Source organism: Rhodococcus sp. SORGH_AS_0303, from assembly GCF_030819335.1.
GTDB lineage: Bacteria > Actinomycetota > Actinomycetes > Mycobacteriales > Mycobacteriaceae > Rhodococcoides.
Genome location: NZ_JAUTBO010000001.1, coordinates 2,599,415 through 2,625,619 on the forward strand (window position 1 = coordinate 2,599,415; position 26,205 = coordinate 2,625,619).

At 68.6% G+C, this 26,205-nt stretch carries 29 protein-coding genes and 2 pseudogenes; 13 read left to right on the top strand and 18 right to left on the bottom strand.

Annotated features, from left to right (window positions below):
* Window positions 1-12 precede the first annotated feature (12 nt).
* Window positions 13-357 carry an RNA polymerase-binding protein RbpA gene (locus tag QE449_RS12215; protein WP_027505388.1) on the bottom strand — a complete coding sequence of 115 codons (345 nt, stop codon included), beginning with the start codon at window positions 355-357 and terminating at the stop codon, window positions 13-15.
* A gap of 142 nt (window positions 358-499) precedes the next feature.
* Between QE449_RS12215 and QE449_RS12220 the strand changes: the two genes are divergently transcribed.
* A complete protein-coding gene (locus QE449_RS12220) occupies window positions 500-868 on the top strand; it encodes a hypothetical protein (RefSeq protein ID WP_051613280.1) in 369 nt (122 codons plus the stop codon).
* Between the two features lie 6 nt (window positions 869-874).
* On the opposite strand, the gene QE449_RS12225 is transcribed toward QE449_RS12220, so the two are convergent.
* The 5 genes and pseudogenes from QE449_RS12225 to QE449_RS12245 form a co-directional block, all read right to left on the bottom strand.
* Window positions 875-1,741 carry an oxygenase MpaB family protein gene (locus QE449_RS12225; RefSeq protein WP_222631181.1) on the bottom strand — a complete coding sequence of 289 codons (867 nt, stop codon included), beginning with the start codon at window positions 1,739-1,741 and terminating at the stop codon, window positions 875-877.
* Window positions 1,738-3,186, bottom strand: a complete 1,449-nt coding sequence (locus tag QE449_RS12230; RefSeq protein WP_307108890.1) for an aldehyde dehydrogenase family protein — start codon at window positions 3,184-3,186, stop codon at window positions 1,738-1,740. Before QE449_RS12230 ends, QE449_RS12225 begins: the two co-directional genes overlap by 4 nt.
* A 110-nt stretch (window positions 3,187-3,296) precedes the next feature.
* Complete coding sequence (locus QE449_RS12235) at window positions 3,297-4,577, bottom strand: lipase family protein (protein ID WP_307108891.1); 1,281 nt, start codon at window positions 4,575-4,577, stop codon at window positions 3,297-3,299.
* Between the two features lie 90 nt (window positions 4,578-4,667).
* Window positions 4,668-5,222, bottom strand: coding sequence for a TetR/AcrR family transcriptional regulator (locus tag QE449_RS12240; protein WP_285184776.1), 555 nt, complete (start codon window positions 5,220-5,222; stop codon window positions 4,668-4,670).
* Window positions 5,223-5,247: 25 nt separating this feature from the next.
* Window positions 5,248-6,634 (bottom strand): annotated as a pseudogene (locus tag QE449_RS12245) (cytochrome P450).
* A 116-nt stretch (window positions 6,635-6,750) separates the two neighbouring features.
* On the opposite strand from QE449_RS12245, the gene QE449_RS12250 reads away from it, so the two are divergent.
* From QE449_RS12250 to QE449_RS12260, 3 genes and pseudogenes are all read left to right on the top strand, one after another.
* On the top strand, window positions 6,751-7,329 hold the full coding sequence (locus QE449_RS12250) for a TetR/AcrR family transcriptional regulator (protein ID WP_056445136.1): 579 nt from the start codon (window positions 6,751-6,753) through the stop codon (window positions 7,327-7,329).
* 80 nt (window positions 7,330-7,409) lie between these two features.
* Window positions 7,410-7,784, top strand: a pseudogene (locus QE449_RS12255) (helix-turn-helix transcriptional regulator).
* A 10-nt stretch (window positions 7,785-7,794) separates the two neighbouring features.
* Window positions 7,795-8,208 (top strand): VOC family protein, encoded by a 414-nt coding sequence (locus QE449_RS12260; protein ID WP_027505395.1) that lies wholly within the window; start codon window positions 7,795-7,797, stop codon window positions 8,206-8,208.
* Here QE449_RS12260 and QE449_RS12265 read toward each other — a convergent pair.
* The 3 genes from QE449_RS12265 to QE449_RS12275 all read right to left on the bottom strand — a co-directional run bounded on the left by QE449_RS12265 (window position 8,199) and on the right by QE449_RS12275 (window position 10,683).
* Window positions 8,199-9,389 (bottom strand): FAD-dependent monooxygenase, encoded by a 1,191-nt coding sequence (locus QE449_RS12265; protein WP_307108892.1) that lies wholly within the window; start codon window positions 9,387-9,389, stop codon window positions 8,199-8,201. The genes QE449_RS12260 and QE449_RS12265 overlap by 10 nt on opposite strands.
* Window positions 9,390-9,546: 157 nt before the next feature.
* Window positions 9,547-10,107 (bottom strand): dihydrofolate reductase family protein, encoded by a 561-nt coding sequence (locus QE449_RS12270; RefSeq protein ID WP_285184766.1) that lies wholly within the window; start codon window positions 10,105-10,107, stop codon window positions 9,547-9,549.
* Between the two features lie 12 nt (window positions 10,108-10,119).
* On the bottom strand, window positions 10,120-10,683 hold the full coding sequence (locus QE449_RS12275; protein ID WP_027505399.1) for a dihydrofolate reductase family protein: 564 nt from the start codon (window positions 10,681-10,683) through the stop codon (window positions 10,120-10,122).
* Window positions 10,684-10,797: 114 nt separating this feature from the next.
* Between QE449_RS12275 and QE449_RS12280 the strand changes: the two genes are divergently transcribed.
* The 5 genes from QE449_RS12280 to QE449_RS12300 all read left to right on the top strand — a co-directional run bounded on the left by QE449_RS12280 (window position 10,798) and on the right by QE449_RS12300 (window position 13,142).
* A complete protein-coding gene (locus QE449_RS12280) occupies window positions 10,798-11,142 on the top strand; it encodes a helix-turn-helix transcriptional regulator (RefSeq protein WP_056444493.1) in 345 nt (114 codons plus the stop codon).
* Window positions 11,139-11,615, top strand: a complete 477-nt coding sequence (locus QE449_RS12285) for an SRPBCC domain-containing protein (RefSeq protein ID WP_307108893.1) — start codon at window positions 11,139-11,141, stop codon at window positions 11,613-11,615. Before QE449_RS12280 ends, QE449_RS12285 begins: the two co-directional genes overlap by 4 nt.
* Window positions 11,616-11,630: 15 nt before the next feature.
* The gene (locus tag QE449_RS12290) at window positions 11,631-12,254 is read left to right on the top strand and encodes an FKBP-type peptidyl-prolyl cis-trans isomerase (RefSeq protein WP_307108894.1); all 624 of its coding nucleotides are present in this window, start codon (window positions 11,631-11,633) and stop codon (window positions 12,252-12,254) included.
* A gap of 5 nt (window positions 12,255-12,259) precedes the next feature.
* The gene (locus QE449_RS12295) at window positions 12,260-12,460 is read left to right on the top strand and encodes a hypothetical protein (RefSeq protein ID WP_027505403.1); all 201 of its coding nucleotides are present in this window, start codon (window positions 12,260-12,262) and stop codon (window positions 12,458-12,460) included.
* A 346-nt stretch (window positions 12,461-12,806) separates the two neighbouring features.
* Window positions 12,807-13,142, top strand: coding sequence for a hypothetical protein (locus QE449_RS12300; RefSeq protein ID WP_027505404.1), 336 nt, complete (start codon window positions 12,807-12,809; stop codon window positions 13,140-13,142).
* Here QE449_RS12300 and QE449_RS12305 read toward each other — a convergent pair whose 3' ends face one another.
* Window positions 13,143-13,484, bottom strand: a complete 342-nt coding sequence (locus QE449_RS12305; protein ID WP_307108895.1) for a nitroreductase/quinone reductase family protein — start codon at window positions 13,482-13,484, stop codon at window positions 13,143-13,145. It abuts the gene before it with no gap.
* Window positions 13,485-13,643: 159 nt separating this feature from the next.
* On the opposite strand from QE449_RS12305, the gene QE449_RS12310 reads away from it, so the two are divergent.
* Both QE449_RS12310 and katG read left to right on the top strand, forming a co-directional pair.
* Window positions 13,644-14,048 carry a Fur family transcriptional regulator gene (locus QE449_RS12310; RefSeq protein WP_037185410.1) on the top strand — a complete coding sequence of 135 codons (405 nt, stop codon included), beginning with the start codon at window positions 13,644-13,646 and terminating at the stop codon, window positions 14,046-14,048.
* Between the two features lie 92 nt (window positions 14,049-14,140).
* Window positions 14,141-16,321, top strand: coding sequence for a catalase/peroxidase HPI (katG, locus tag QE449_RS12315; protein ID WP_027505407.1), 2,181 nt, complete (start codon window positions 14,141-14,143; stop codon window positions 16,319-16,321).
* A gap of 61 nt (window positions 16,322-16,382) precedes the next feature.
* On the opposite strand, the gene QE449_RS12320 is transcribed toward katG, so the two are convergent.
* Genes QE449_RS12320 through QE449_RS12335 form a run of 4 tightly spaced genes read right to left on the bottom strand, consistent with a single transcriptional unit; the run spans window position 16,383 to window position 20,253 of the window.
* Complete coding sequence (locus QE449_RS12320; protein ID WP_307108896.1) at window positions 16,383-17,711, bottom strand: lipase family protein; 1,329 nt, start codon at window positions 17,709-17,711, stop codon at window positions 16,383-16,385.
* A 59-nt stretch (window positions 17,712-17,770) separates the two neighbouring features.
* A complete protein-coding gene (locus QE449_RS12325) occupies window positions 17,771-18,760 on the bottom strand; it encodes an ABC transporter substrate-binding protein (protein WP_307108897.1) in 990 nt (329 codons plus the stop codon).
* Window positions 18,761-18,816: 56 nt separating this feature from the next.
* Complete coding sequence (locus QE449_RS12330; protein ID WP_037185417.1) at window positions 18,817-19,731, bottom strand: TIGR03620 family F420-dependent LLM class oxidoreductase; 915 nt, start codon at window positions 19,729-19,731, stop codon at window positions 18,817-18,819.
* 27 nt (window positions 19,732-19,758) lie between these two features.
* Window positions 19,759-20,253, bottom strand: a complete 495-nt coding sequence (locus tag QE449_RS12335) for an SRPBCC family protein (RefSeq protein ID WP_307108898.1) — start codon at window positions 20,251-20,253, stop codon at window positions 19,759-19,761.
* A gap of 126 nt (window positions 20,254-20,379) precedes the next feature.
* Here QE449_RS12335 and QE449_RS12340 point away from each other — a divergent pair, with 126 nt between their 5' ends.
* Complete coding sequence (locus QE449_RS12340; protein WP_037185420.1) at window positions 20,380-21,204, top strand: SDR family oxidoreductase; 825 nt, start codon at window positions 20,380-20,382, stop codon at window positions 21,202-21,204.
* A gap of 17 nt (window positions 21,205-21,221) precedes the next feature.
* On the opposite strand, the gene QE449_RS12345 is transcribed toward QE449_RS12340, so the two are convergent.
* Both QE449_RS12345 and QE449_RS12350 read right to left on the bottom strand, forming a co-directional pair.
* Window positions 21,222-21,941, bottom strand: coding sequence for a Clp protease N-terminal domain-containing protein (locus QE449_RS12345; protein WP_056444475.1), 720 nt, complete (start codon window positions 21,939-21,941; stop codon window positions 21,222-21,224).
* Between the two features lie 72 nt (window positions 21,942-22,013).
* A complete protein-coding gene (locus tag QE449_RS12350) occupies window positions 22,014-23,543 on the bottom strand; it encodes an NAD(P)/FAD-dependent oxidoreductase (protein WP_307108899.1) in 1,530 nt (509 codons plus the stop codon).
* Window positions 23,544-23,624: 81 nt separating this feature from the next.
* Here QE449_RS12350 and QE449_RS12355 point away from each other — a divergent pair, with 81 nt between their 5' ends.
* Window positions 23,625-24,638 carry an AraC family transcriptional regulator gene (locus QE449_RS12355; protein WP_307108900.1) on the top strand — a complete coding sequence of 338 codons (1,014 nt, stop codon included), beginning with the start codon at window positions 23,625-23,627 and terminating at the stop codon, window positions 24,636-24,638.
* Window positions 24,639-24,644: 6 nt separating this feature from the next.
* Here the strand turns inward: QE449_RS12355 and QE449_RS12360 are convergent, their stop codons facing one another.
* Entirely contained in the window at window positions 24,645-25,322 is a 678-nt protein-coding gene (locus tag QE449_RS12360; RefSeq protein ID WP_307108901.1) for an SDR family oxidoreductase, read from the bottom strand.
* 1 nt (window position 25,323) lies between these two features.
* Window positions 25,324-26,199 carry an LLM class F420-dependent oxidoreductase gene (locus QE449_RS12365; RefSeq protein ID WP_056445133.1) on the bottom strand — a complete coding sequence of 292 codons (876 nt, stop codon included), beginning with the start codon at window positions 26,197-26,199 and terminating at the stop codon, window positions 25,324-25,326.
* Window positions 26,200-26,205 lie beyond the last annotated feature (6 nt).

A 26,205-nucleotide genomic window follows, 5' to 3' on the forward strand; every position in this document is an offset into this window, starting at 1 on the left:
GGGGAGAGGCGGTCAGACTCCGGCGCCGCGACGCTTCGCCTTGAGCAGATCCATCCGCTCCTTGAGCAGTTCCTCGAGCTCCTCCACCGAACGCCGCTCGAGCAGCATGTCCCAGTGGGTGCGCGGGGGCTTGACCTTCTTGGCCTCGGGCGCGGTGCCCTCGATCAGACTGCCCTCGAGACCGTTGCGGCAGAGCCAGGTGCCGGGCAGCTCGGCGTCGTCGGCGAAGGGAACGTCGAACTCCTCGCCGTTGTCCGTCCGGTATCGAGCCATGCGCCGGGGCGCGAGGTCGTGGTCGCGATCGGTCTCGTAGCTCACCGCTCCGAGTCGACTACCTCGTAGAACGCGATCTGCCATGGTGGAGTCCTCTCTCGATCGTGGTACGCATGTCGCGTCCGTCGAATTCAACGCGCGTGGTGCGCGGAACGTTCCCGCACGCGAACACCCCATTCTAACCGGTGATGCGGCAGGGTCCGCGCACGTCGGTATCGTCGGGTCGATGCGGGGTGAATCCGGGACGGTGGGCGGTGGGATCGGTCGGTCCCGCGCACGGCGCCCGAGCACGTGTCTGTGGTGCGGTCGGCCGGTGGTCGAGGGCGCTGCGGGCCGGCGCCGACGGTACTGCCGTCAGTCCTGCCGTCAGCGTGCCTACGAACAGCGGACGTCGCTGAAGGACACCGTCGTCGCGGACGACGCCGTGGTGCTCACGGAGGCCGAGGCCGGTGCCGCCGCCGATCGCGCGTTCGGAGTCCGGTGCGCCGCCGAGGACGTGGCCACGGCCGTCGCGGAGGGCGCCGACGCGGCCGAACTCGCCGAGCTCTGCGACCGGTTGGTCACCCTGGCCAAGGACGCGGAACGACTGCGCTGATCCTGATCAGACACCCAGGTCGCTCGGGTGGTAGCCCTGCGGGTACCCGGGGTACGTCCGGTTGCGCGGATCCTGCGCCGACCGCGATGCCGTCCGCTTGGGCAGCAGACGCTCCACGCGGCCTCGGGCCTGCAGCGCCGACTCGAGCGCCGGACGCACGGCGGGGACCGGGTCGCCGAACCCGAAGGCGCGGGTCATGTCCTGATCGATCATCGACAGCACGGCGCCGCGCACCGCGGAGCGGACAGGGCGCGGGTACCACGACGCCAGCAGGTCGCGGGTGTACTCGCCGATGGCCCTGTTGTCGTCGGAGTAGACGAACCGCTCGCGCTCGTACCGCACCTTGAAGGCGTGGAAGTCGGCTGTCGACGCGGGAATGTCCCGGATGCCCATCCGGATCCCGACCTCGCGGTAGAACGCGACGCTCGCGATCCGTTCGTGCGGATGCAGGCGCCGCCACCCGTAGCGGTCGATCCAGTCCAGCGGATCGAACGCGAAGGTGGAGAGCACGTACAGCATGTCGTCGTTCGAGATGTCGTAGCGCGCGTGCATGCGGTTGACCGCGCGGAGCGACGCGCGCCCGCGCTCGGAGTCGTACCCGTGTTCCACGAGTTCCGACATGAGCAGCGCGGTGTCGTCGTACCGCTTCTGAGGGCGGTGCTCGAACTCTCCCGTCCTGCGGAGCAACGCCGAGATGGTGGGCACGCAGTACGTGCGGAACAGCGCGAACTCCAACGCGCGCTGATAGTCCCAGGGAAATTCGCAGCCCGCCGTGATCTTGAGGACGGTGGCCGCGTCCGCCACCGGATCCAGCTCGTCGATCACCCGCACCCACCCGAACCGCCCGAAGCGCGGCCGGGGGAGGGTGGTCATCGCCCGTAGACCTTGGTCAGCAACAGGCGCGCGACCGCGACGTCGCGCCGCTTGCGCGTCATCGTCACCAGGCCCAGCGGGGCGGCGAAGCGTTGCTTCGTCACCGACTTCACCCGGGAGAACTCCCGCAACCCATCCGCGCCGTGGATCCGTCCGAAGCCCGAGTCGCCGACTCCGCCGAACGGCAGCGCGCCCACCGCTGCGAAGCCCAGCACGGAGTTGACCGTCACCACTCCGACCCGGAGCCGGTCCGCCGCCCGCTCGGCCGCGGCCTTCGACGCGGTGAAGACCGACGCGCCCAGCCCGTACTTCGAGGCGTTGGCCCGCTCGATGCCCTCGTCGAGATCACGGACGCGGTTGACCACCACGGTCGGACCGAACGTCTCCTCGGCGACGGCCGAGCTGTCCTCCGGCACGTCGAGCAGCACGATGGGATCGACGTACGGCGCCCGGACGGATTCGAGTCCGCCGACGACGGCGCGACCACCGCGCGCCAGGGCGTCCTCGACCTGGTCCCGCACGATGTCGACCTGCTTCGGCAACGTCATGCGTCCGTACTGCGCATCGTCCGCGTCGCCGACCCGGAGGTCGCGTACACGGGAGGTCAGGATGTCCACGAAACGATCGGCGACCTCCTCGACCACGTAGATGCGCTCCACACCCGCGCAGGTCTGGCCCGCGTTGCCCATGGCGCCGAACGCGGCGAAGGTCGCCGCGGCCTCGAGGTCGGCGGTGGCGTCGACGATGAGCGCGTCCTTGCCGCCGCCCTCGACCACGATCGGCGTCAGCGTCTCCGCGCACACCGCCATGACCTTCTTCGCCGTCGCGGTGGACCCGGTGAAGGCGAGTTTGTCCACTCCCGAGCGGCACAGCGCCTCACCGACCCGACCGTCGCCGGTGACGGTCTGGAGCACCTGGTGCGGCGCCGCCAGCGACGCCCAGGCGTCGGCCAGCCAGGTGCCGGTGCGGGGAGTGAGCTCGCTGGGCTTGAAGACGACGGCGTTGCCGGCGGCCATCGAGTACGCGAGCGACCCCATCGGGGTGTAGACCGGATAGTTCCACGGGCCGATCACGCCGACGACACCCATCGGTTGATACCGCACGGAGGCAGCGTGATTGATGCTCACCAGACCCGGGAAGACGGACCGCTCCCGCAGGACACGTCGCGCGTTCTTCGCGGCCCACGTGAGATGCTCCACCGCGAGCATGACCTCGAGCAGAGCGTCGTCCTTCGGCTTGCCCGTCTCCTCTCGCACGGTGTCGACGAGCCACGCCGAGGTGCGGGCGATCCTGGATCGGAACTCGAGCAGCCACCCCTTGCGATCCGTGAAATCGAGAGCGCCCCACCACAGTGCCGCGTCACGCGCGCGGGCGACGGCCGCGTGCACCTCTCCGTCGGACGGCGTCGGTGCCGCGGTGCGTTCCGGAGAGTGCTGGACCGTCATGTGTGTACCCCTCAGTCAGCCGAATGATCCACTGTGATCGGTGACACTATGGCTGATCGCCGTCCGCGACAATGACCGAGCCGACCGTGGTCGGTGACCCGAACCGACCGTCAGGCGATGTCGCACCCTTCGGTGGGTACGTCGGCGAACCGGTCCATCAGGTACGCCGCGGCCGCACCGCCGTAGCCGTCGATGATCTGCGGACCGAAGTGATTGGGCAGCACCGCACCCGGCAGGATCGGCGGCAGCGGGTTCGACCGGAACGTCACCGACGCACCCTGGCCGCACCACTCCTCCGCCAACTCCCGCGCCTGCCCGTACGGCACCGTGTCGTCGTTGATGCCGCTGGTGATCAACACCGGGGCCGACGGCCGCAGGGTGCCGGTACGCAGCTTCTCGAAGATGGGACCGGCCTCGGGCACGGATCTCAGGTTCTCCGACATCGAGCGACCGTCCTTCGTCAGCGTCTCGGTGCGCAGGAACGGATACGTCAGGATCGTGTCGGCGATGCACTGGGTCGACAGGTCGTTCAGCACCGTCTTGCCGTGATCGGAGACGCGCTCCTCGACGCGGGCCCGCAACGACGGGTTCCGCTCGAGGACTCCGTTCAGTGCGTACCCGATGACGCCGCCGATGAGAGTGCCGTCCACCGTGTTCAGCACGTCGAGCAGGTCGGCCGTCGGTGCGCCCGCCCAGGTGCCCTTGATGTTCAGTTCCGGTGCGTAACTCGCCGCCGACTCGGCCGCGGCGGCGGTGGCGCCGCCGCCCTGCGAATAGCCCCAGAGACCGATGGGGGAGTCGGGGTCGCCTGTCAGCGCGTTCGCCGCTCGCGCGCCGTCGAGCACCGCGTGCGCCTCCTCCGGCCGGTTGACGTAGGTGTGCAACCCCGGCGTGCCGAGACCGATGTAGTCGGTCACGAAGACGCGCGCGCCCATCGACCCCCAGAGCGTCGACGACACGAGTTCCTGGTTCGCCGAGAGGGACAGCGGGTCCGTCGTCAGATTCAGCCCGAGCGGGAACGCCCGCGACGGCGCGCACTGGTCGCCCTGCCCCACCGTGCCCGGAGCGACCACGACGGTGGGTCTGGGGCCGGCGCCGCGCCAGGGAACGGCCGAGTCGATGAACGTTCCGGTCACCGCGACGGGCTCGTCGTTCTCGGTCCGCGAGGTGTACATGACGCGCTGCGCGGTGGCGGGGTAGCGACCGTCCACTCCTGGCGCAGCGAGAAAGAGCGACATCGGCTCGGTGCGGAGCACCGTGCCCGGCGCACCCGCGACGTCCGTCGGTGGGGAGTAGAAGTCGTCACCGGGGGCTGCGTCGGCGAGTGCGGGTGCGACACCGACCAACGCCACGAGCACCGCTCCCACGATCAGACTGCGTGACAGTGTCATCGACTTCCTTCCCGCTGCGCGGACCCCCGGCAGGCGCCCTGAAGTTAGACAGTTCCGGCACCAGGTGTCAAGGTCGCGACGTGAAGCCTGTCACTCCGGCGGCACGGTCATCGACGCCGGGAGCCACCGCAGGAGGAAGGCGCGGAGGTCGTCGTCGTCCGCGATGGACGGATCGTCGAAGAGCACGACGGACAGTCCGAGACGAGTGGTGATGAGGACGATGTCGTCCAACACCTCGGCGACCCGAGGGTCGAGCGCGGTCAGCGGGGACAGTAGATCTCGCACGACGGGAATGGCGTGCTGGACGACATCGGGATGCAGCACCGGGTTGATGCCGTTCAACCGCAGCAGCGCTCCCATCGCGGGAATGTCGCGCACCGCCCGCCGACCACCGATCACCATCTCCACGACGTAGTCGCGCACGGTCTCCGGGCCGTCGAGGCGCGACCGGATCTCGGTCATGACCTCGACCGCCAAATGCTCCATCGTGCGGGTCACCAACACCTCGCGCGTGCCGAAGATGGAGTACACGGTCTGTCGGGAGACCCCGGCAGCGGCGGACACACCCGCGATGGTGACGCCGTCGAAACCGTGCTCCGCGATCACCTCGAGGGTGGCCTCCATGATCTTGCCGCGCGATCGCATGGGACCAGTGTGCGGGATCCTCACGTCAGCTGCGGTCGCGCCGAGCCACCTCGAGGTCGAACCCGGCCGGCATGAGGGTGAGGCGTTCCTCGATGGCGAGCTCGTAGCCCGGATCGGGAGCGACGTCGAAGGTCTGGAGGATCGTGCCCAGCACCAGCAGCGACTCGTGGAGAGCGAACTGGCGCCCGATGCAGGCACGCTCGCCCGTGCCGAACGGCTTGTAGGCGTGCGGCGGCCTGGCCCGCACGTTCGCCGACAGGAAGCGGTCCGGGTCGAACACCTCGGGATCCGGCCCCCATACGGGATCGCGATGCAGACCGGGGATCAGCACCAGGGCCCAGTCGCCCGCGGCCATGGGACCGCCCGCCGACCGTCGTGTCGTGGCGTGCCTCGCGCGCGTAACCAGGGGCCGTCGGCCACAGGCGCAGTCCCTCGTCGAGAACCCGTCGGACGAAGCGCAACTTCGCCACCTGCTCGAAGGACGGCGTGTCCGCACCCCACACCTCGTCCACCTCCGCACGCGCCCGAGCCCACATCTCGGGATGCCTCGACAGGTAGTACAGGGCGAACGACAGTGAGCCGGAGGTCGTCTCGTGTCCGGCGATGAGGAAGGTGACGATCTGATGCCGGATGTTCACCTCGTCCAGCGCGTTGGGATCACCGTCGCGTGCCGCCTGGAGCATGATGTCCAGCAGATCGCCGTCGCCGCTCGTCTCACCGTCCCGGCGGGCCCGCACGATGTCGTCGAGCAGCTCGGCCATGAAGGCCTTGTCGGCATCGTTCCGCCGTTCGCGACGCCGGAACACCAGGTCGCCGACGACGGGGAGCGGCAGCAGTGCGCGGCGCTGGTTGTGCTGCAGGGTCCGCACCATGGCCCGGACGAACGGGTGCGTCTCGGCGCGGGTGAACGAGTCGAAGCTGTAGCTGAACCCGGTGCGGCCGATGGTCTCGAGCGTCAACTTGGTCATGTCCGAGGAGACGTCGACCCGATCACGGGACGACCAGTGCGACACCAGCTGTCCGGCGACGTCCACCATGATGTCGTGGTAGCTCCGCATGGCCGACTGCGTGAACGCCGGCCGGAGGAGATCGTGGGCCTTGCGCCAGTTCGGTTCGTGCGAGTACGCCGTGAACAGTCCGTCCCCGCCGATCGAGCGAAGTCCGGCGACCGCGGGTGCCACGTGCTTGACGAACCGCGACTCGTCGCTGAGTTCCTCCACGAGATCGGCGCCCGACACGATCACGAACCGGCGCCCCAGGACCACCCGCTCGAAGATGGGGCCCAGCTGCGCGGCCAGCGCCACCGAGTCCTGCACCGGGGTGCTCGCGTGTACGCCCAGCACGTCGCCCAGCACCGGGAGTCGTCGAGGGGGATGGGGAAGCGGAGAAGTGGACGAGATCGTGGTGACCACGGTCGGACCCTTTCGCGTGGGTGGCCGGCGTACTGAACCGGGATACAACAGCGGACGCTACCCCCTACTGAACGCGTGTCAAGTATCACGAGCAGTCCCGTAACATGGCGCAGGTCATGACCTCTCCCCGCAAACGCCTGTCACCCGATCAGCGTCGGCACCAGTTGCTCGAGATCGGGTCACGACTGTTCGCGGAACGGCCCTACGACGAGGTGTGGATCGAGGAGGTCGCCGACCTGGCCGGCGTCTCGCGTGGGCTGATGTATCACTACTTCTCGTCCAAGAGGGATTTCTTCGCCGACATCATCCGGCTCGAATCCGCTCGGATGGTCGAGATCACGGCTCCCGACACCACGCTGCCCGTCGAGCACCAGGTGTCTGCCGGACTGCGCGCCTACATCCGATACTCCACCGATCACGCTCACGGACTACGGGCCATCAATCGAGGAACGATGTCGGGCGACGTCGGTATCCAGGCGATCCTCACGGCCGAGTTCGAGACGCAGCAGCAACGGATCCTGGCGGCTCTGGGACCCGACGACGGCGCGGACGAGGTGACGCGGGTGGCCGTGGCCGGGTGGGTGTCGTTCGTTCGCGCCGTGTGCGTGGACTGGGTGGACCGGCAGTCGATCTCGGCCGACGAGGTGCATGATCTCTGCATGCGCGCACTGCACGGACTGCTGCGCCGTTCCTGAGAGGAGGACGCGTGACCGACACCGGTGCGGACTCGCGACACCTCGACGATCTGCGTCGTCTCCGTCGAGTACGGGATCGAATGGACCGCGAGTACGCCACGCCACTGAACCTCGAGACCCTGGCGCGCGACGCGCACGTGTCCGCGGGGCACCTGAGCCGGCAGTTTTGCGCCGCGTACGGAGAGTCGCCCTACGCGTACCTGATGACGCGGCGCATCGAACGAGCCATGGCGCTGCTCCGGGGGTCGGAGAGGTCGGTGACGGAGATCTGCTTCACGGTGGGGTGCTCCTCACTGGGCACCTTCAGTACCCGTTTCTCCGAACTGACCGGACTGTCCCCGTCCGCGTAGCGGCAGCAGAACCAGTCCACGGAGGTCGGCGCGCCGTCGTGTGTCGAGAAGGTGGTCACCCGACCGATCAGGAATCGAGAAGCGGACCGCGTAAGGCGAACCTAGTGTCGTCGCCATGACACTCACCATCGCCTCCAGCTTCCTCCCGCAGGACGATCCGGAGGCCGCACTGGCCTTCTACCGCGACCTTCTCGGCTTCGAGGTCCGCCTCGACGTCGGGTACGAGAACCTGCGGTGGCTCACCGTCGGCCCGCCCGGGCAGCCGGACACCGCCATCGTTCTGACACCGCCCGCGGTCGACCCCGCCATCACCGAGGACGAGCGCCGCACCATCACCGAGATGATGGCCAAGGGCACGTACGGCGGCATCCTGCTCGCGAGCGACGACCTCGAGGCGACCTTCGATGCACTCCAGGCCGCGGATGCCGACATCGTGCAGGAACCGACCGACCAGCCCTACGGGATCCGGGACTGCGCGGTGCGTGATCCCGCGGGCAACCTGATCCGCATCCAGCAGCGTCAGCGGTAGTCGCTCAGATCGAGGTTCGCGTCGTCCGAGCCGCCGAACCTGCCGGCCAGCGCTCGCACCGGCGCCGAACCGGCCAGTCGCACAGCAGAGTTGAAGACCGCGAGCCCCACTGCCGTCTTCGGGTGCGCCAGCCTCGGCGTTCCCGGCGGCAGCGACTGTACCGTGTCGACGAAGGGCCGCATCCGCGCGTCCCACGCCGTGAACGCGGCCCGGTGATCATCGGTGCGGGCGAGTTCGGCGGCCAGTACGTAGGCACCGGTGATGGCCAGTGTCGTGCCCATCCCGCTCACGGGAGTCGCGCACCAGGCCGCGTCGCCCACCATCGCGACCCGGCCCGACGACCACCGTGGGGCGCGCACCTGAGCGAGACGGTCGACGTACAGCTCCGAGGCGGAATCGAGCGACTCCAGGATGCGGGGAGTCTCCCAGCCGGCGCCGGCGAACGTCGTCCGAAGGGCGGCGACGACCTCCGACTGCCCTGCCCGCTCGAGGCCGGTCGGCCCCGACAACCAGGACAGGCTGAAGCGCGTGGTGCCCTGGTTGTCCGGGCGCAAGCCGGCCACACGTCCGCCGGTCGCGTTGTACCAGCGCCACCATGCATCGTCGTCCGAGGTGCGGGGGAGCACCCCGTAGGCGGTGAACAGCCCGAGATCTCGCGTGACGGCCTCGCCGGGAAAGACGATCTCCCGGCTCCCGGACCGCACTCCGTCGGCGAACACCACGAGGTCGTAGCGCTCGGGAGCGCCGTGCTCGAACGTCACGTCGACACCGTGGGCGTCCTGATCGCAGCCCACGACCCGGTCGCCGTAGCGGTACTCGACGTCCGGTCCCGACGTGTCGACGAGGATGCGCGCGAGTTCGCCGCGGAGGATCTCCAGCTCGGCCGTCGCGCCTCCGCTGTCCGCCGTACCGGCCGGGAACGCCGCGATCGTCGCGCCCCGTCGATCGACGAACCGGGTGCCCTGTTCCGTCGTGGTCGCGGCGAAGAGAGCGTCCTCCAGACCCATGCGGCGTACGACCTCGCGGCCGGGACCACGAATGTCGATGTTCTGCCCGCCGAGCCGAGGCGACGGAGCGCGCTCGACGACGGTCACAGCACGACCCGACCTCGCGAGCCAGTACGCGAGGGTCGGGCCGGCGATGCTGGCCCCGGTGATCAGTACGCGTCGTTCTGCAGTCACGATCCTCGCCTTCCGTGCTCACTACCTGTGAGGTACAGGAAGGACTTCGTCGACCGACGGTACGTCGGTCGACGTGCGACGCTCAGGCAGGGTTCCAGGTGATACCAAATTGTGCCGATAATCGACATTATGTCAATTACTGTGAATCTCTCGCCCCCTACCGCGCCAGGTACCTCGCCAGGTGCAGTCCACCCGAGAACGTCCGTGTCTCCACCAACTCCAGACCCGCCCACTCGTCGAGCGCCGTGAAGAACGGCGTACCGGCGCCCACCAGAACGGGGTGCGTCATGATCACGTACTCGTCGATCAGCCCGGCCCGCATCGCAGCCGCGGCCAGTGTGGCGCCGCCGATGTCCATCGGCCCACCGTCGCCGGCCTTCAGCCGGACGATCTCCGCCACGGCGTCACCTGTGACGAGCCGCGCGTTGCCCTCCACCGCGTCCAGGGTGGACGAGAACACCACCTTGGGCATGTCGCGCCACCGACGGGCGTACTCGACGTGCGCGGGCGTCGCCCCTGGCTGCCGATCGGCCGTCGGCCAGTGCGCGTTCATCGCCTCCCACAGCCTCCGCCCGTAGAGCGTGAGGCCCGTCGAGTCGACGCGGTCGGACCACCACTGGAACGCCTCGTCGCTCGGCACGCTCCAGCCGAGGTCGCCATCGGGCGCCGCGACGTACCCGTCCACACTCGTGTTCATCGCGAATCTCAGTGTGCGCATGACGTTTCCCCGTCAACGGCGCACATCGAACACCTGCTTCTGGACACCGTTGCCGTAGACCTCGTGCTCGACGAGCGTCAGCACCGTGGTGTCCTTGTCCGTGTCGCTGAACAGGCGCAGTCCGGCGCCGAGCAGCAACGGGAACACCAGCAGGTGGTATCTGTCGACCAGCCCGGCGTCGGCCAACGCACGTCCCAGCGTCGCGCTCCCGTGCACGAGGATCGGTCCGCCCTCGGTCTCCTTCAGCGCGGCGACGTCGTCGAGTGATCGAAGAACCGTTGCAGGCCAACGCGAATCATCATCGTCGAGCGTCGTCGAGACCACGTACCGCGGCATGGCGTTGTATCCGGCGAAGTCCTCCATCGTGGGCCACACGGGCGCGAACGCCTCGTAGGATCGGCGACCGAGCAGCAGTGCGGCGGCCTCCCCCTGCTCCCGCCCCTTGATCTCGTACGCGGCCTCGTCGAACTCGACGTCCGTGAAGGTCCAGCCCGCGTTGCGGTATCCGGCCTCTCCACCAGGCGCCTCCATCACGCCGTCGAGCGAGACGAACGCGGTGACGATCAACGTGCGCATGTGCACTCCTTCGTTCCCGGTGGGCGCTGGTCGGCCCACGAACACTCTGACCGACGCGCACCCCGAAAGTCATCGGTTGCGCCACACCCCGGATCGCCTGTAATACTTACCCGTATGGCTAACCATACGGCAGAACTCGACGCCGTGCTCACCGCCCTCGGAGATCCGACGCGGCGAGCAGTCGTCCGGCGTCTCGGTGCCGGTCCGGCAAGCGTCGGTGAACTGGCGGCGCCGTTCCCGATCGCGCTTCCCACCTTCCTCAAACACGTCCGCAGTCTCGAGTCGAGCGGGCTCATTCGCACGGCCAAAGTAGGACGCGTCCGGACGTGCACTCTGCACAGGGAACGACTCGACCTCGTCCAGGACTGGCTCGACGATCAACGACACCTCTGGGAGAGCCGCACGGATCGGCTCGAACAACTCGTCACCTCCCCGACTCCGACGGAAGAAGACTCATGACCGCGCTCCCGATCGATCCTGCCCTCGACCTCGTACTCGATCGCGTCATCGCGGCTCCTCGTCACCGCATCTGGGAGGCATGGACGAACTCGTCGCTGCTGTCACAGTGGTGGACACCGGCACCCACCGTCACTCGGGTGGACCACCTGGAGGTGCGACCGGGCGGGGCGTTCGTCACCGAGATGAGCGACGACGGAACGACATTCGTGACCCACACCGACGCCGTGTTCCTCGTCGTCGAGCCCGACACCCGGCTGGTGTTCACCAACACTCTCGACAGCGGGTGGCGCCCCGCGTCGCCGCAGCCGGTCGCGATGTCAGCGGAGATCACGCTGACCGACCACCCGCGCGGCACTGCTTACCGAGCCGTCGTCCGCCACGGAGATCCGACGACACGCGATCGTCACGCGAGCCTCGGGTTCGCGGAAGGGTGGGGCTCGGTCACCGCAGCACTCGCCCGGCTGGTCGAGTAGTCGGGCGGCTGTAGCGTGTCGGGCGTGAACTCCTCTCGTACCCTCGGTGTCCTGCTGGCCTCGTCCGCGTCGCTCGTCCTGGTGCTGTCCGGATGCAGCTCCGACAACGACACGCCATCTGCTGCCACCTCCTCCAGCGCCGCATCCTCGTCCGCGGGGTCGTCGTCGACCGCAGCTGCCGAGTCGTGCCCCACCGCGGCGCCCGAGTCCGGTGCCGCGGCCGAGTGGGACCTCGACGGTGACACGGGCAGCATCGCGGTGACCGGGTCCACCGACGATGCCGCTCCCCTGGTCACCGTCGAGGCACCCTTCAGCGTCGCGGAGACGCAGGTGCAGACATTGCAGGCCGGCGACGGCCCCGTCGTCGCGGCGGACGCCACCGTCTCCGTCTGCTACATGGGCGTCAACGGACGCGACGGATCCACCTTCGACAGCAGCTACGAGCGCGGCGCCCCGGTCGAATTCCCACTCGACGGTGTCGTGGCCGGTTTCCAGAAGGCCATCGCCGGCCAGACCGTGGGATCGACGATCGGCGTCGCGGTGACCTCCACGGACGGTTACCCCAACGGTCAGCCGCGCGCGGGCATCCAGCAGGGCGATTCTCTGATCTTCGCGATCAAGGTTCTCGGCGTCAGCTGAGCAGCATGACGAGGGACGTGCCGGTCGACCGCGGACCGCTGTTCGACGGTGTCCGCATCGGCCGGCCGGCGACCGGTGCGTTGATCGACGCGGGGTATCGCACGGTGCACGACCTCCCGGCGAACCTCGCGACTTTGTCCGCGCTACACGGAGTGGGGCCGTCCGCGATCAGGCGGTTGGCCGAGGCACGCGACGATCGGCGATGAGGGGAACCTCGCCAGAATCGACGCGGCACTGCGGCACCGCAGGCGGAGACTCCGCACAACGATGCGCGAGAGGAGACCTGGGCGGTTCTGGGCGAGATCCTCGTCGACCGCCTCGTCGCGAACGTGTCGGCCGGCGAGCTGGCGTCGTCGCTGCGTGAAATCGACGAGCTCTGCGACCGAGTGGAGTCGTCGTGGACGGTGATCGATGCTCCCGATCTCGTCGCCGACCTCTGGACTGTGCCGGCGTACCTACGCCACTGCGCACCCTGGCTCGACGACGATGACAGGGCGGCGGTCCGCAGGAACGTCGGGTCCCCCTGGACCACAGCAGATCTCCCGGTCCTCGATGTCGCTCGTCGCCGCCTCGGCGATCCACGGGCGACGGCGATGCGCGCGCGCCGCGCTCGTGCCACGCTCGGTGCGCACCACCGGCGTGGGCGTCCGGCACGCCGACGTCGACGACCTGGCGGCGGTGCTGGACGAGCGGGCCGCGACGAGTGAGGGTGTGGCCTGCGTCATCGGGATGCCGTCTCTACCGGACACCGCGAGGATCCGATCGTCGAGCGCACGATCGGCGAAGGGCCTCGGGTTCGATCTCGTCGACCGGTCGAGTGCGGACAGCGCCGTCGATCGCTACGTGGCGATGACCCGCGCGACCCAGCAGCTCGTCGTACTCCGTTGATCAGCTGTCGAGGGTGATCACGACACGCACGCCCCCCTTGTCGGAGACCACCGCCTGTGCGCTCCCCCGATGCTGGTCCCCCGCGATGTCGACGGTCACCGGGGCGGGGTCGGGATGGAAGTTGCGCCACCAGGCTTTCTGGCTCGGTGCCGCGACCATCACGGTGACCCTGTCGCCCGATCGCCGGTAGGAGACGGGCAGCGAGATGGTCCGGCCCGACCGTCGGCCGGTGTAGGTGACGGTGGCCAGGCCACGCCCGAGAACGGCGGACAGCACAGGCAGTCGCATCAGCGGTCGAACGACCTGGTTCGCGGCGTTGGCGACGGTCTGGAACGCGGTCATCTTCGTACCCCCTGCGAGCGTTGGATGTCGCCTCGCATCATGCCCCCGCGGGGGCCGGACGACACGCCGTTCGACCGGTGTTCGCGCCCCGTTTCCTGACTCATTCCAGAAAAGTCGTGCATACTGTTCGACGTGAGCCCATCGTCGAACTACCCGGAGATGCTGCGTGGTGCCGCGCTCCGAGTCACCCGCCCCCGTCTGGCGGTGCTCGACGCGGTGCACGAACATCCGCACGCCGACACCGACACCGTCTATGGAGCCGTTCGGGCCACCCTGCCCGACGTCTCCCGCCAGGCCGTGTACGACGTGCTCCACGCTCTCACCACCGCGGGACTGGTACGGCGCATCCAGCCGTCCGGCTCGGTCTCGAGGTACGAGAGCAGAATCGGCGACAATCACCACCATGTCGTGTGCCGCGCGTGCGGCACCATCGCCGACGTGGAATGCGCCGTCGGCGAGGCTCCGTGCCTCACTCCGTCGGAGGCCCATGGTTTCGTCGTCGACGAGGCAGAGGTCATCTACTGGGGCCTGTGCGAGAACTGCTCCACCAGCGTCAGCCCCTGATCTCGAGGCGCGAAGGCGCCGCGAAATCAGTTCATTCATCTTCTCTTGGAGGGAAACTCGTGTCCGAGGACCACACAACACGCGAAAAAGAGATGAACCAGGACCAGCCGCAGGACGCGTCCGGCGGCTGCCCTGTCATGCACGACAAGATGCCGATGCCGGTCGAGGGTGGCACCAACCACGAGTGGTGGCCCAAGGCACTGAACCTCAAGATCCTGAAGAAGAACCCCGCCGTCGGCGATCCGATGGGCGCCGACTACGACTACGCGGCCGAGTTCAACTCGCTCGATCTCGCCGAGGTCAAGCGCGACATCGAAGCGGTCATGACGAACTCGCAGCCGTGGTGGCCCGCGGACTTCGGCCACTACGGCCCCTTCTTCATCCGCATGGCGTGGCACGCAGCCGGCACGTACCGCAAGCAGGACGGACGCGGCGGGGCCGGAGCCGGCATGCAGCGCTTCGCACCGCTGAACAGCTGGCCGGACAACGCCAGCCTTGACAAGGCCCGTCGCCTGATCTGGCCCGTGAAGCAGAAGTACGGCCGCAAGCTCTCCTGGGCCGACCTCATCGTCCTGACCGGCAACGTCGCCATCGAGTCCATGGGACTGCCCACCTACGGCTACGCCGGCGGTCGCGTCGACGCCTGGGAGCCGGACGAGGACGTCTACTGGGGCCCCGAGCAGACCTGGCTGGGCGACGAGCGCTACGACGGTGATCGCACGAGCCTCGAGAACCCGCTGGCCGCCGTGCAGATGGGCCTGATCTACGTCAATCCCGAAGGCCCGAACGGCAACCCGGATCCCGTGCAGTCCGCACTGGACATCCGCGAGACCTTCGGTCGCATGGCCATGAACGACGTCGAGACCGCAGCACTGGCCGTCGGCGGACACACCTTCGGCAAGACCCACGGTGCGGCCGACCCCGATGCGCACATCGGAGCCGAGCCCGAGGGCGCCCCGATCGAGCAGATGGGCCTGGGCTGGAAGAACAGCTTCCAGAGCGGTGTCGGCGCAGACGCGATCACGAGTGGCCTCGAGGTCATCTGGACCCCGACCCCGACGCAGTGGGACAACACCTTCCTCGAGACGCTCTACGGCTTCGAGTGGGAGCTCTACAAGAGCCCCGGCGGCGCACACCAGTGGCGTCCGAAGAACGGTGAGGGTGCGGACCTGGTTCCCGACCCCGCCGACCCGACGAAGCGTCGCCATCCGTCGATGCTGACCTCGGACATCGCGATGCGCGTCGACCCGATCTACGAACAGATCACCCGTCGCTGGCTCGACCACCCCGAGGAGCTCGCAGAAGAGTTCCAGAAGGCGTGGTTCAAGCTCACCCACCGCGACATGGGACCGGTCAGCCGGTACCTCGGACCCGAGGTGCCGTCGGAGACCCTGCTGTGGCAGGACCCGATCCCGGCCGTCGACCACGAACTGATCGACGATGCACAGATCGCCGAGCTCAAGTCCACCATCCTCGATTCCGGACTGAGCACCGAGCAGCTCATCTCGACCGCGTGGGCCGCAGCATCGTCCTTCCGCGTCAGCGACAAGCGCGGCGGCGCCAACGGCGGTCGCCTGCGCCTGCAGCCGCAGGCGGGCTGGGAGGTCAACGAGCCTGACGAGTTGGCACAGGTCATCCGCGTGCTCGAGGGCATCCAGGAGTCGTTCTCCGGAACGGTGTCGTTTGCCGACCTCGTCGTCCTCGGCGGCGTCGCGGCACTCGAGAAGGCATCGGGCGTCAGCGTTCCGTTCACCCCGGGCCGCATGGACACCACGCAGGAGCAGACGGACGTCGATTCGTTCTCGGACCTCGAGCTGAAGGCCGACGGCTTCCGTAACTTCCTCGGCAAGGGCCAGAAGCTGCCGGCGGAGTACTCCCTCGTCGACCGGGCGAACCTGTTGTCACTCAGCGCACCCGAGCTGACCGTCCTCGTCGGTGGTCTGCGTGTTCTCGGCGCCAACTACCAGAACTCGTCGCACGGCGTTCTGACCGACAAGGTCGGCACACTGTCCAACGACTTCTTCGTGAACCTCCTCGACATGGGCACCGAGTGGGTTCCCACGTCCGAGGACGGCATCTACGAGGCCAAGGATGCTGCCACCGGTGCGACGAAGTGGACCGGCACCCGTAACGACCTGGTGTTCGGCTCGAACTCCGAACTCCGTGCCATCGCCGAGGTGTACGCCTGCGACGACGCGAAGGACAAGTTCGTCCAGGACTTCGTCGCCGCGTGGGACAAGGTCATGATGCTGGATCGCTTCGAACTGGCCTGATCTCGCTCCTGAACACCACACCACCCCCGCACCGAGTCCTCGGTGCGGGGGTGGTGTCGTCTCAGCGTCGGGTGCGGCGGACGGAGATGGGGAGCCCGGTCAGCGCTCTCGCCGCCGAGCCTGCCATGGCCAGATAACCCGCGGCGCTGCGCCACGACGCCGCCACCGAGAAGACGGTCCTGGTGGCCGCGAGTCCCGGTCGGCGCCCGGCGAACCGGTCGTCGAGCCATCGCAGCGTCAGCGGGACCGACAGCGGCAGCAGCGTGATGTGCTCGCTCGTGCGATCGCGGACGTACTCGACCTCGGCACCCGCGTCTCGATAGCGCGTCACCTGCCCGTCGACGTCGTCCACGGCGATGATCTGATCGTGCGTCGCCTGCAGGACGAGCAGCGGGAATCCGGGCGCCGAGCGGCCCGGCTGGATCTCCTCGAAGATCGTCACCATCTCCGGACGAGCCATGACGTCGGCGATGGGAATGGTCGAGTAGGCGTCGAGGTCGAACCCGCGGAGCGCGATGATGGCCTGCATCGTGGTCATCTTGTTCGTCGACGCCAGCAGCTCGAGACCCTCCTCGGTGACGAACTCCTGCATGACGTCGTCCAGGGCCGGGTAGGTACGCCGCAGCCCCTCGATGACGAGAGTCGGCAGCGCGGCGTAGCGGGTGGCGTTCAGCCGGAAGAACGCTGACGCCGGGTCACCCACCGGCGACCCGAGAACGGCTCCGACGACATCGATCTCGGGTGCGTACTCCTCCGCGGCCTCCGCCGCCCAGGACGACGCGAGCCCGCCACCCGAGTATCCCCACAGTCCGACCGGTGTGGTCGTGTCGAGACCGAGCTCGTCGAACGAGAGCGCGGCCCGGACGGCATCGAGAGTGCAGTACCCGGGCTCGAGCGGGGCGCCCCAATGCCCCTCGGCACCTTCGTGATCCGGGATCGAGACCGCCCAACCCAAGCGCAGGGCGTGCAGGACGAGCAGGAACTCGTACTGCGGCACCGTGCCGCGCGCACGTGACCCGAGCCGGAGCGCGTACGACGGGAACGATCGACCGGAGACGGCGTCTATGGCGCACTGATACGACAGGAGTGGTCGCGTCGCGTCGGGGACGGCTCCGGCGGGCAGCAAGACCGTGGTGACACTCACGCGTGGCACGCGCTCGAGATCCTCGGTGCGGTACAGCAGCTGCCAGGCCTGCACGCGCTGCCGCACCCTACCGAACACACCGATGCGCACGGGTCTGGTGCGCAGGACGTCGCCGCACGCGGAACTCTCGAAACCGTCGGGCGCGGCGTAGAACGGGTCCCGCTCCGGGGTGGTGACCGGGCCCTCGGACCAGTGCTCGGTCTCGGGCGGGCCGCCCGCGTCCCTGTCGTACTGCTCGATGCTCATGCCCACGGTTACCCCTGTCGTCGGGTCACACTAACCTTCCGACCCGTGAGCAGGACCGATCAGCCCTCGACGGTGCCGACGCGGGTGGCCGGATCGTCGTCCGAGGCCCGTGCGAGCACCGGGACGAGCGCGTCCACCGCGTACGGAAGGCTGAGGGGGCTGGCGAAACCGAGAGCGGCCGGCACGGTGGTCCCGAATTCGCCGACGTAGACGGTGCGATCCTCCTTCACCACGTTCAGGCTCTGCAGCAGCGGATCACCGGCGACGTCCTCGGGAGTGACGCCCAGCAGCACGAGAGTCTGCTGATCGAGCAGGTCGTAGCGCTCCGGGCTCACCGTCCCGGTGGTCTCGGGCGTCGCGAAGCCGAGGTCGGTGAAGAACCTGTTCCGCGGGTCACCGCTGTCGAGGATGTAGAAGGTGCCGTCGAGATAGAGCGCGACCGCAGCCGTGCGGCCGGCGAAGGACGGGTTCTCGGTCGTGGCGTCTACGAACGTCGCGTCGACCTCGCCACGCACGGTCTCTGCCTCGGCCGTCTTGCCCAGGGCGGTTCCGTACGCGGCCAACTGGTCTCGCCACGACGGGGTCTCCGACCCGTCCGAGCCGGGGATGTCGCCGACCGTCGTGGCGATCTGTCCGAGCTGCTGGTACTCGGGCTCCTCCAGATAGGCGTACGTCGCCATGATGAGGTCGGGCTCCGCGGCCGCGACACCTTCGAGATCGAGTGTGTCGCTTCCCACCTCGGGAATCGTGGCACCGTTCAGCTGCTGCTGGGCCCACGGTCGGGTGGTGTAGTCGTACCCCGTGAATCCGCGGGTGGCCACGGGTGTGACACCGAGAGCGAGCGCGAAGTCCTGGTCGTTGTACCCGGCGGTCACCAGACGCTCCGGCGCACCCTCGACCGTCACGGTCCCGAACTTGTCGGTGACCTCGGCCGGGAAGGCTCCCGACGCGTCCGCGGCCGGCGCCGAGTCCGTGTCCGACGAGCTGCACGCCGCCGTTCCGAGCAGAAGAACGGTGGCCGCGACGGACACACCGACGGAGACGCGCATGAAGAACCTTTCGGGGACGACTGGTGGAGCAGGCTTGCGGTAAGGCTACCCTCAGCTCAACGGGAGAGCTCGAGGGCCTCACCCAGTCGACGCCAGTCGTCCACCGGCGGAACGTTCATCGCGGATCCGAGGACCTGGACGAGGACGCTGGTGGCTCCCGCCTCGATGTGCTCGCGCACTCGGGCCACAGTCGCGTCGAGTCCGCGCGTCACCATCGCCTCGGCGAGCTTCTCGCTGCCGCCGCGGACGAAGTCGTCCTGCCCGAAACCCAGACGCTCCCAGTTGTTCCGGTAGTTGGGCAGCCCGGTGTAGATGTTCAGATGCGCGTGCGCGCGTTCGGCCCACACCTCCGCGTCGGTGTCGGCGACCGGGTCCACCACCGCCGCCTGCTCGACGACCAGTTCCGGGCGCTTCTCGCCGTCTCCGGCATCGAGGATCTCGCGGGCCGTCGCCGTGTGCTCCGGTGTGACGAGGTACGGATGCGCCCCCGCGGTGCGATCGCGGGACAGCTCGAGCATCTTCGGACCCAGCGCCGCCAGCAGTCGTGGTGGGTTCTGCTCTTCCCCCGCCACTGCCGCGGGTGCGTTGTCGAGTGCGTCGAGATACTCCCGCATCGCCGCGACGGGCTTGCCGTAGTTGTGACCGCGCATGCGCTCGACCAGCGGAGCGTGCGACACGCCGAGTCCCAGGACGAACCGACCACCCGAGACGGCATGCAGGGTACGGGCCGCCGATGCGGTGGCCACCGCGTCTCGGGCGTAGATGCTCGCGATGCCGGTACCGACGATCAGCGACGACGAGGCGCCGAGGTACATCTGCGCGGCGGTGAGCGCCTCGCGGCCGTAGGCCTCGCCGAACCAGAGCGAGTGCCAGCCCTGCGACTCCACCTCCCCCACCACGTCGGGAACCGCGGAGGCGGAGACCCCGTCGAGCGTTCCGGTCCAGATGCCGATCGTCGCGTGTGCCGTCATGGCGTCCAGTGTGCCCGCACTCGCACCCTACGAATCCGGGGGACCGTCGACGGTCTGCCGGAGCCGTTCGAGGGTGGCCGCGATGTGGTCGCCGTTGACCGTGGCGCGGTCGCGGACACCCGTCGCCAGTCCGCCGACGCCGACGAACCACCGCGGACGCCGGTCCCACATCCGCTCGGTCACCATGGTCTCGCCGCCGTCGCCACCGCCGTCGATGTCGTAGCGCCAGTGCGCGATCGGCAGCGAGAACGGGCCGTAGTGCACGTCGAAGGCGAAGGTTGCTCCGGGGTCGGCGGCGGTCACGGTGCATGTGGTCGACCATCGATGCAGACCGTTGCGGTTCCGACCGACGAAGGACGCACCCGGACGGGCGCCGGAGCTCCCCACCCACCGCATCGAGTGCGTCTCGTCCGCCAGATCGGCGAGTCGGTCGAGATCGGTCAGGAGGGCGTACACGTCCTCGGCATCGGCGCGGACCGTCACGGATCCGGACGCGAGCGGAGCGGTCGAGTCAGGCGTCACCGGTGCACCGTAGCGACCCGACAGCCTCGATGCGGGCGATCGACGACGGTGTCGCCTGAAGTCAAGAACGACGGCCCGCCGTCCGCGATGATCGAGACGTTGGTACCGCCGAGCTCAGGAGTTGTCATGTCGTCCTTGCCCCCCTTCCGCTTTCCCGGCGCCACCGCGCTCGTCACCGGCGCCGCCAGTGGCATGGGTGAGCAGATGGCCCACGAGCTCGCGCGACGGGGCACCGATCTGATCCTGCTCGACCGGGACGCCGATCGGCTCGCCGACGTCGCACGCGCCATCGAGTCCGCCTCACCGGCACGCAGCGTCGACGTCGTCGTCGCGGACCTCTCCGACCTCGACGCGCTCGGCGTGGTCATCGACGGTGTGATCGAGCGGCACGAGCGCATCGACCTGCTGATCAACAACGCCGGTATCGCGTTCGGCGGCTCGTTCGAGCAACTCACCGCCAAGGACTTCGACTCGGTGATGACCATCAACTTCCATGCGCCGGTGGACATCACCCGACGTCTGCTGCCGACGATGCGCCGATCCACGGGCGCGCACATCGTCAACGTGTCGAGCTTGTTCGGCATCGTGGCGCCTCCGGGGCAGTCGGCCTACTCGTCGTCGAAGTTCGCCATCCGCGGGTTCACCGAGTGCCTGCGCCACGAACTGGCGCCGACGATCGGCGTGACGTCGGTGCACCCCGGCGGCATCAAGACCCGCATCGCCGAGACGGCCGGTTCGGCCGCCGGAGCGACGGACAAGGAGATCGCGGACGGCAAGGCCACCTTCGCCAAACTGCTCACCTATCCCGCGGACAAGGCTGCACTCCGCATCCTCGACGGGGTCGAGAAGCGCAAGGGACGGGTCCTCATCGCCGCGAGTGCCCACACCGTCGACATCCTCGCCCGCGTGTTCCCGTCCGCCTACTACGCCGTGATGCGCCGCGGCATGTGACGGACGCGCTGCCGCTCTCAGGACAGATCGAGAGCGGCAGCGAGGTCGGTCTCCACCTGGTCCCTCGTCACGCCGAGACCACTGAGCAGCCCCGTCCCGTTCTCGAACTCCAGCATCGCGAGCAGCACGTGTTCGGTGCCGACGTAGTCGTGGCCGAGGCGCAGCGCCTCGCGGAACGTCAGTTCCAGAATTTTCGCCGTCGCAGCATCGAACGGAACGAGTGCCGGCGGCTCACCGTGCTCCCCCGCGGACGAACCTCGTGCCGAGACGGCGGCGCGTACGTCGTCGGGCGTCACCGATTGTGTCGCGAGCAGACGGGTGCCGAACGAGTCGGGGTCCTGCACCAGTCCGATCACGAGATGGTCGGGAGTGATCGACGACACCCGTTGCGCTCGGGCCTCGGTCTGCGCCGCCACCACGATGTTCTTCGCGCGCTCTGTGAAACGAGCGAAACCCTGGCTCGCGTTCAACGCCTCGTCGGCGTGCGGCCTGGCCACGAACTTCTTCTGCACGGCCTGTTTGCTCACTCCCATACTGCGGCCGATGTCGGTCCAGGACGCCCCGGACCGACGTGCCTGGTCGACGAAGTGTCCGACGAGGTGGTCGGCCACGTCGCCGAGGCGCTCGGCGGCGACGACGGCTCGCGAGAGCTGGATCAGAGGGTCGGTGTCGGTGCGGGAGACAGCGACGATCAGATCGTCGAGGCGCACACCGGGCGCGGGATCGGTGTCGGTCATGCGTCGACCGTAGAATGACGACCACCCATCGTCAACCCTGAGTTGACGATGAGTGGTCCTGTGCGTTGCGGGTCAGGCGACTCCGGCGGCGCGTCGCACCGACCGACGCGGCGTCCCCGAGAGGGTCTTGCCGAGGTCGCCCCGCAGCGTGGTGATGGAGTCGAGGATGTAGTTCTGACGCACCAGCCACGGGCCGTGATCGCCCTGCCGGGGAAAGGCGTCGATCGAGCGCTGGACGTAGCCGGACTGCAGGTCCAGCAGCGGACGCTCCTCGAGCGGGCCGTCGGGCTGCGGGACGATGGACGCGAAGTCCTTGTCGTCCATGTAGCCGAGCACGCGGCACACGAGACGCGACGTCAGATCGGCGCGCAGAGTCCACGACGCGTTGGTGTATCCGATGCAGATGGCGAAGTTCGGGACACCTGTCATCATGGCGCCCTGCCACACGAACTGCTTCGACAGATCGACGGTCACGCCGTCCACCTTGGGCTCGATGCCGCCGAAGGCGAGCAGTTGCAGCCCCGTCGCCGTGACGATCACGTCGGCGGGCAACGAGGCGCCCGACTGCAGGTCGATGCCGTCGGGGCGCACGGAGGCGATGCGGTCGGTGACCACCGACGCCTTCCCCTTCTTCATCGCCTTGAACAGATCGGCGTCGGGGACGGCGCACAGTCGCTGATCCCACGGGTTGTACTCGGGCGTGAAGTGCTCGGCCACCAGCTTCTCGTCGCCCAGGATCTTGGTCGAGAGGTTGGTGAGGAGTCGCCGTGCCGCCTGCGGACGACGCCGGCAGAACTGATAGAAGCCGGTGCTGAACAGAATGTTCTTGACCCGGATCACGCTGTGCGCCAGACCAGCCGGGAGAAGATCACGAATCTTGTCCGCCTGCTTGTCACGTCCGGGGACCGCGCTGATCCAGGTGGGTGAACGCTGCAGCATCGTGACGTGACCGGCGTCGCGCGCCATCGACGGCACGAGGGTCACTGCGGTGGCGCCACTGCCGATCACGACCACGTTCTTGCCGGCGTAGTCCAGATCGTCGGGCCAGAACTGGGGATGCACCACGGTGCCCTCGAACGTGTCGAGTCCCGGGATGTCGGGGTTGTAGCCCTTGGCGTAGTCGTAGTAGCCCGAGCAGCAGTACAGGAAGCCACACGTCATCTGCTGCTGCGAGGTTCCCGACTCGTCGGTCACGTCGAGAGTCAGGGTCCAGCGAGCCTCCGCGGTGGAGAAATCCGCGCCGACGACGCGGGTCCCGTACCGGACGTGCTCGTCGATCCCGAACTCCGCAGCGGTCTCCTCGATGTACTTCAGAATCGAGTGCCCGTCGGCGATGGACTTCGCTTCGCGCCACGGCTTGAACTGGTAGCCGAGCGTGTACATGTCGGAGTCCGAGCGCACACCGGGGTAGCGGAACAGATCCCAGGTGCCGCCCATCGAGGACCGCGCCTCGAGGATGGCCCACGACTTGCCGGGATGCTCCGTCGACAGGCGGTAGCCCGCACCGACGCCGGAGAGCCCGGCGCCGACGACGATCACGTCGAGATGCTCGAGGGTGGTGTCGGTCGGGGACGAGTCGAGTCGATCGGTGGTGGACGTCATGACTCCAGTGTCCTCGTGCCACCACCCGATGGCTTGACACCACACGACAACTAGTTGACTTCAGACGACAGCTGACCCAGGGTGAGCGCTGTGCCCGCCATCCGCTCCGCCGGTCTCCGCGGCTTCCGCGCGACCGTGGCCGAACTGGGCGGGGACGCCGAGGCGTACGCGGTCGCGGCGGGGCTGCCCGTGGACGCGCTCGACGCCGACGACCTCCTCGTCGAGGACGTCGCCATGGCCGCGGTTCTCGAGATCGCCGCGGCGGAGCTGGCGTGCCCCGATCTGGGGTTGCGGATCGCACGGCGCCAGGATCTCGGCATGCTCGGGCCGCTCGCACTCGCGATCCAGAACTCCTCGACCGTGGGCGAGGCACTCGAGTGCACCGAGCACTACCTGTTCATCCATGCCCAGTCGCTCAGCCTGCGTGCCGAACCCGACCCGTACGGGACGCCGGGGATCGTCGCGCTGCGGTACGGAACGAAGCCCGGGGTCGTCCCGCCCGTCCAGGGCACCGACATGGGGCTGGGGTTCCTCCACCGCGCCACCATCGCACTGGTCGGCGGGTCGTACGGACTCCGCTCGGTCGAGCTCCCCTACGTGCCGGCGGCTCCGGTGTCGGTCTACGAGAACTTCTTCGGCGTCGCGGTCAGCGTCGGCCGTCCCGCCGCCGTCCTCCGGGTCCCGGCCACACTCCAGAACCGACCGCTCCACGGCGGAGACTCGAACCTCAAACGGCTGGCCCTGGCCTTCCTCGCTCGGCAGGGCGCCGGACCCACCACCGAGGTGGCACCGCGAGTGCGCACCATCCTGCAGCAGTCCCTCGGCACCACCCCACCGCACATCGACGGTGCCGCACATCTGCTGAACCTGCACCCGCGGACGTTGCAACGCCGATTGGCCGGGGAGGGAACGTCGTTCGCGGCGATCGTCGACGAGGTGCGCCGCACGGAGGCCCATCGGTACCTCACGACGACGTCGCTGCCGATGAGTCAGATCGCGGCCGCTGTGGGACTGTCCGAGCAGTCCGCCTTCACTCGTGCGTGCCGACGGTGGTGGAACGCGACGCCCACCACCGTCCGCCGCGGCGCTCTCTGACCCGACTCAACTGAAGTCGGTCGACGCCAGATCCTTCTCGTCGTCCACGATGGCCTTGACGATCCGGTCGGCGACAGCGTCCGGATCGAGACCGTCCGGCATGGTGGGCGCCGTGCCCGCGATCGCGCGCCCGGCCAGACCGGTCTCGGTGTGCGGCGGACGTACGTCCACGACCCGCAGCTTGCGCCGACGCGCTTCCGGTCGAGCCGCCTCGACGAACGCGCTGATCCCGGCCTTCGCCGCGCAGTACGCAGCCATCCCGCCGACGGGCTTCTCCGCGATCACCCCACTGATGCTGACGACGACGCCCCCGGACTCCACCTCGGTGAGTGCCGATCGCACCAGCCGCAGTGGCGCCAGCAGATCCACCAGCAGGAGATCGTCGACGGTGTCGTCGTCCACCTCGGCCGCGGGTCCGAACGCCACCACGCCCGAGGCGATCACGACGCCGTCGAGCGTTCCGGTGTGGCTCTTGGCCGCCGCGATCAGGTCGACCGGGGCCGCGGGGTGGGTCAGGTCCGACGCCACGAGGTGCGCGCTGCCCAGGTCGACACCGGCCAGCGTCTGCTCCGAGCGGCCGGACGCGGTGACGGTGGCGCCGGCGTCGAGCAGGCGGCGAGTGATGCGCGATCCGAGAGCGCCGGAAGCGCCGGTCACCAGGAAGTGCTTGCCCGGGAGGTCCATGTCAGTTCTCCAATCCGGCGAGTGTGTCGACCACGGCTGCGGTGGCGGACCGGGTCCAGGTCACCGGGTCCTGTCCCTGCGGGCTCACGCACACGGTGTCGACTCCGAGCGCGGCGAACCCTTCCATCTCCCGGAGGAATCCGGCCTCGTCGGCCACCGGGTCGAGCGAGGTGATGATGGTCTTCTCGATCTCCGCGTAGTCGCGGTTCTCGCGCTCGCAGTGACCGCGCAGCACGTCGAGCTTGTGTGCCACGGTCTCCTGGTCGGGGGCGAAGAGGTTGCACAGCGAGGCGTACCGCGCGACGAACGCAAGTGTCTTCTTCTCCCCCGACCCGCCGACCATGATGGGCGGACCCGGACTCTGCAGCGGCCTCGGCTCGCAGAGCGTCTCGGCCAGCGAGTAGTGCGTGCCCTCGAAGGGTCCGTCGTCGTCGCTCCACATCTGTCTGCAGATGCGCAGCGTTTCCTCCAGACGCTCGAACCGCTCGGCCGTCGACGGGAACGGCACACCGAGGCCGCGGTGCTCGCGCTCGTACCAGGCCGCGCCGATGCCGAGCATCGCTCGACCGCCGGAGAGCACGTCCAGGGTCGTCACCGTCTTCGCCAGGAGCCCCGGATGCCGATAGGTCACGCCCGTGACGAGCAGGCCCAGGCGGATGCTCTCGGTCCGGCCCGCGAGGAAGCCCAGCGAGGTGTAGCCCTCGAGCATGGGGTCCTGCGCGGTCGCCAGATTCTCCATCTGGAACCAGTGGTCCATGAGCGTGAACAGCGTGCACCCGCCGTCCTCCGCAGCGCGCGCGGAGTCGGAGAGCAGTCCCGCCGTGGCCGCGGAGCCACCCGGAAGGGTGAAGTAGGGATAGTGGACTGCCAACTGCACGATGGT

Excerpts from the sequence above, each read along its gene's own strand:
- QE449_RS12215 (WP_027505388.1), bottom strand. The coding sequence starts at position 357 with ATGGCAGATCGCGTTCTACGAGGTAGTCGACTCGGAGCGGTGAGCTAC.
- QE449_RS12220 (WP_051613280.1), top strand. The coding sequence starts at position 500 with ATGCGGGGTGAATCCGGGACGGTGGGCGGTGGGATCGGTCGGTCCCGC.
- QE449_RS12225 (WP_222631181.1), bottom strand. The coding sequence starts at position 1,741 with ATGACCACCCTCCCCCGGCCGCGCTTCGGGCGGTTCGGGTGGGTGCGG.
- QE449_RS12230 (WP_307108890.1), bottom strand. The coding sequence starts at position 3,186 with ATGACGGTCCAGCACTCTCCGGAACGCACCGCGGCACCGACGCCGTCC.
- QE449_RS12235 (WP_307108891.1), bottom strand. The coding sequence starts at position 4,577 with ATGACACTGTCACGCAGTCTGATCGTGGGAGCGGTGCTCGTGGCGTTG.
- QE449_RS12240 (WP_285184776.1), bottom strand. The coding sequence starts at position 5,222 with ATGCGATCGCGCGGCAAGATCATGGAGGCCACCCTCGAGGTGATCGCG.
- QE449_RS12250 (WP_056445136.1), top strand. The coding sequence starts at position 6,751 with ATGACCTCTCCCCGCAAACGCCTGTCACCCGATCAGCGTCGGCACCAG.
- QE449_RS12260 (WP_027505395.1), top strand. The coding sequence starts at position 7,795 with ATGACACTCACCATCGCCTCCAGCTTCCTCCCGCAGGACGATCCGGAG.
- QE449_RS12270 (WP_285184766.1), bottom strand. The coding sequence starts at position 10,107 with ATGCGCACACTGAGATTCGCGATGAACACGAGTGTGGACGGGTACGTC.
- QE449_RS12275 (WP_027505399.1), bottom strand. The coding sequence starts at position 10,683 with ATGCGCACGTTGATCGTCACCGCGTTCGTCTCGCTCGACGGCGTGATG.
- QE449_RS12280 (WP_056444493.1), top strand. The coding sequence starts at position 10,798 with ATGGCTAACCATACGGCAGAACTCGACGCCGTGCTCACCGCCCTCGGA.
- QE449_RS12285 (WP_307108893.1), top strand. The coding sequence starts at position 11,139 with ATGACCGCGCTCCCGATCGATCCTGCCCTCGACCTCGTACTCGATCGC.
- QE449_RS12295 (WP_027505403.1), top strand. The coding sequence starts at position 12,260 with ATGACGAGGGACGTGCCGGTCGACCGCGGACCGCTGTTCGACGGTGTC.
- QE449_RS12300 (WP_027505404.1), top strand. The coding sequence starts at position 12,807 with ATGTCGCTCGTCGCCGCCTCGGCGATCCACGGGCGACGGCGATGCGCG.
- QE449_RS12305 (WP_307108895.1), bottom strand. The coding sequence starts at position 13,484 with ATGACCGCGTTCCAGACCGTCGCCAACGCCGCGAACCAGGTCGTTCGA.
- QE449_RS12310 (WP_037185410.1), top strand. The coding sequence starts at position 13,644 with ATGCTGCGTGGTGCCGCGCTCCGAGTCACCCGCCCCCGTCTGGCGGTG.
- katG (WP_027505407.1), top strand. The coding sequence starts at position 14,141 with ATGAACCAGGACCAGCCGCAGGACGCGTCCGGCGGCTGCCCTGTCATG.
- QE449_RS12320 (WP_307108896.1), bottom strand. The coding sequence starts at position 17,711 with ATGAGCATCGAGCAGTACGACAGGGACGCGGGCGGCCCGCCCGAGACC.
- QE449_RS12325 (WP_307108897.1), bottom strand. The coding sequence starts at position 18,760 with ATGCGCGTCTCCGTCGGTGTGTCCGTCGCGGCCACCGTTCTTCTGCTC.
- QE449_RS12330 (WP_037185417.1), bottom strand. The coding sequence starts at position 19,731 with ATGACGGCACACGCGACGATCGGCATCTGGACCGGAACGCTCGACGGG.
- QE449_RS12340 (WP_037185420.1), top strand. The coding sequence starts at position 20,380 with ATGTCGTCCTTGCCCCCCTTCCGCTTTCCCGGCGCCACCGCGCTCGTC.
- QE449_RS12345 (WP_056444475.1), bottom strand. The coding sequence starts at position 21,941 with ATGACCGACACCGATCCCGCGCCCGGTGTGCGCCTCGACGATCTGATC.
- QE449_RS12350 (WP_307108899.1), bottom strand. The coding sequence starts at position 23,543 with ATGACGTCCACCACCGATCGACTCGACTCGTCCCCGACCGACACCACC.
- QE449_RS12360 (WP_307108901.1), bottom strand. The coding sequence starts at position 25,322 with ATGGACCTCCCGGGCAAGCACTTCCTGGTGACCGGCGCTTCCGGCGCT.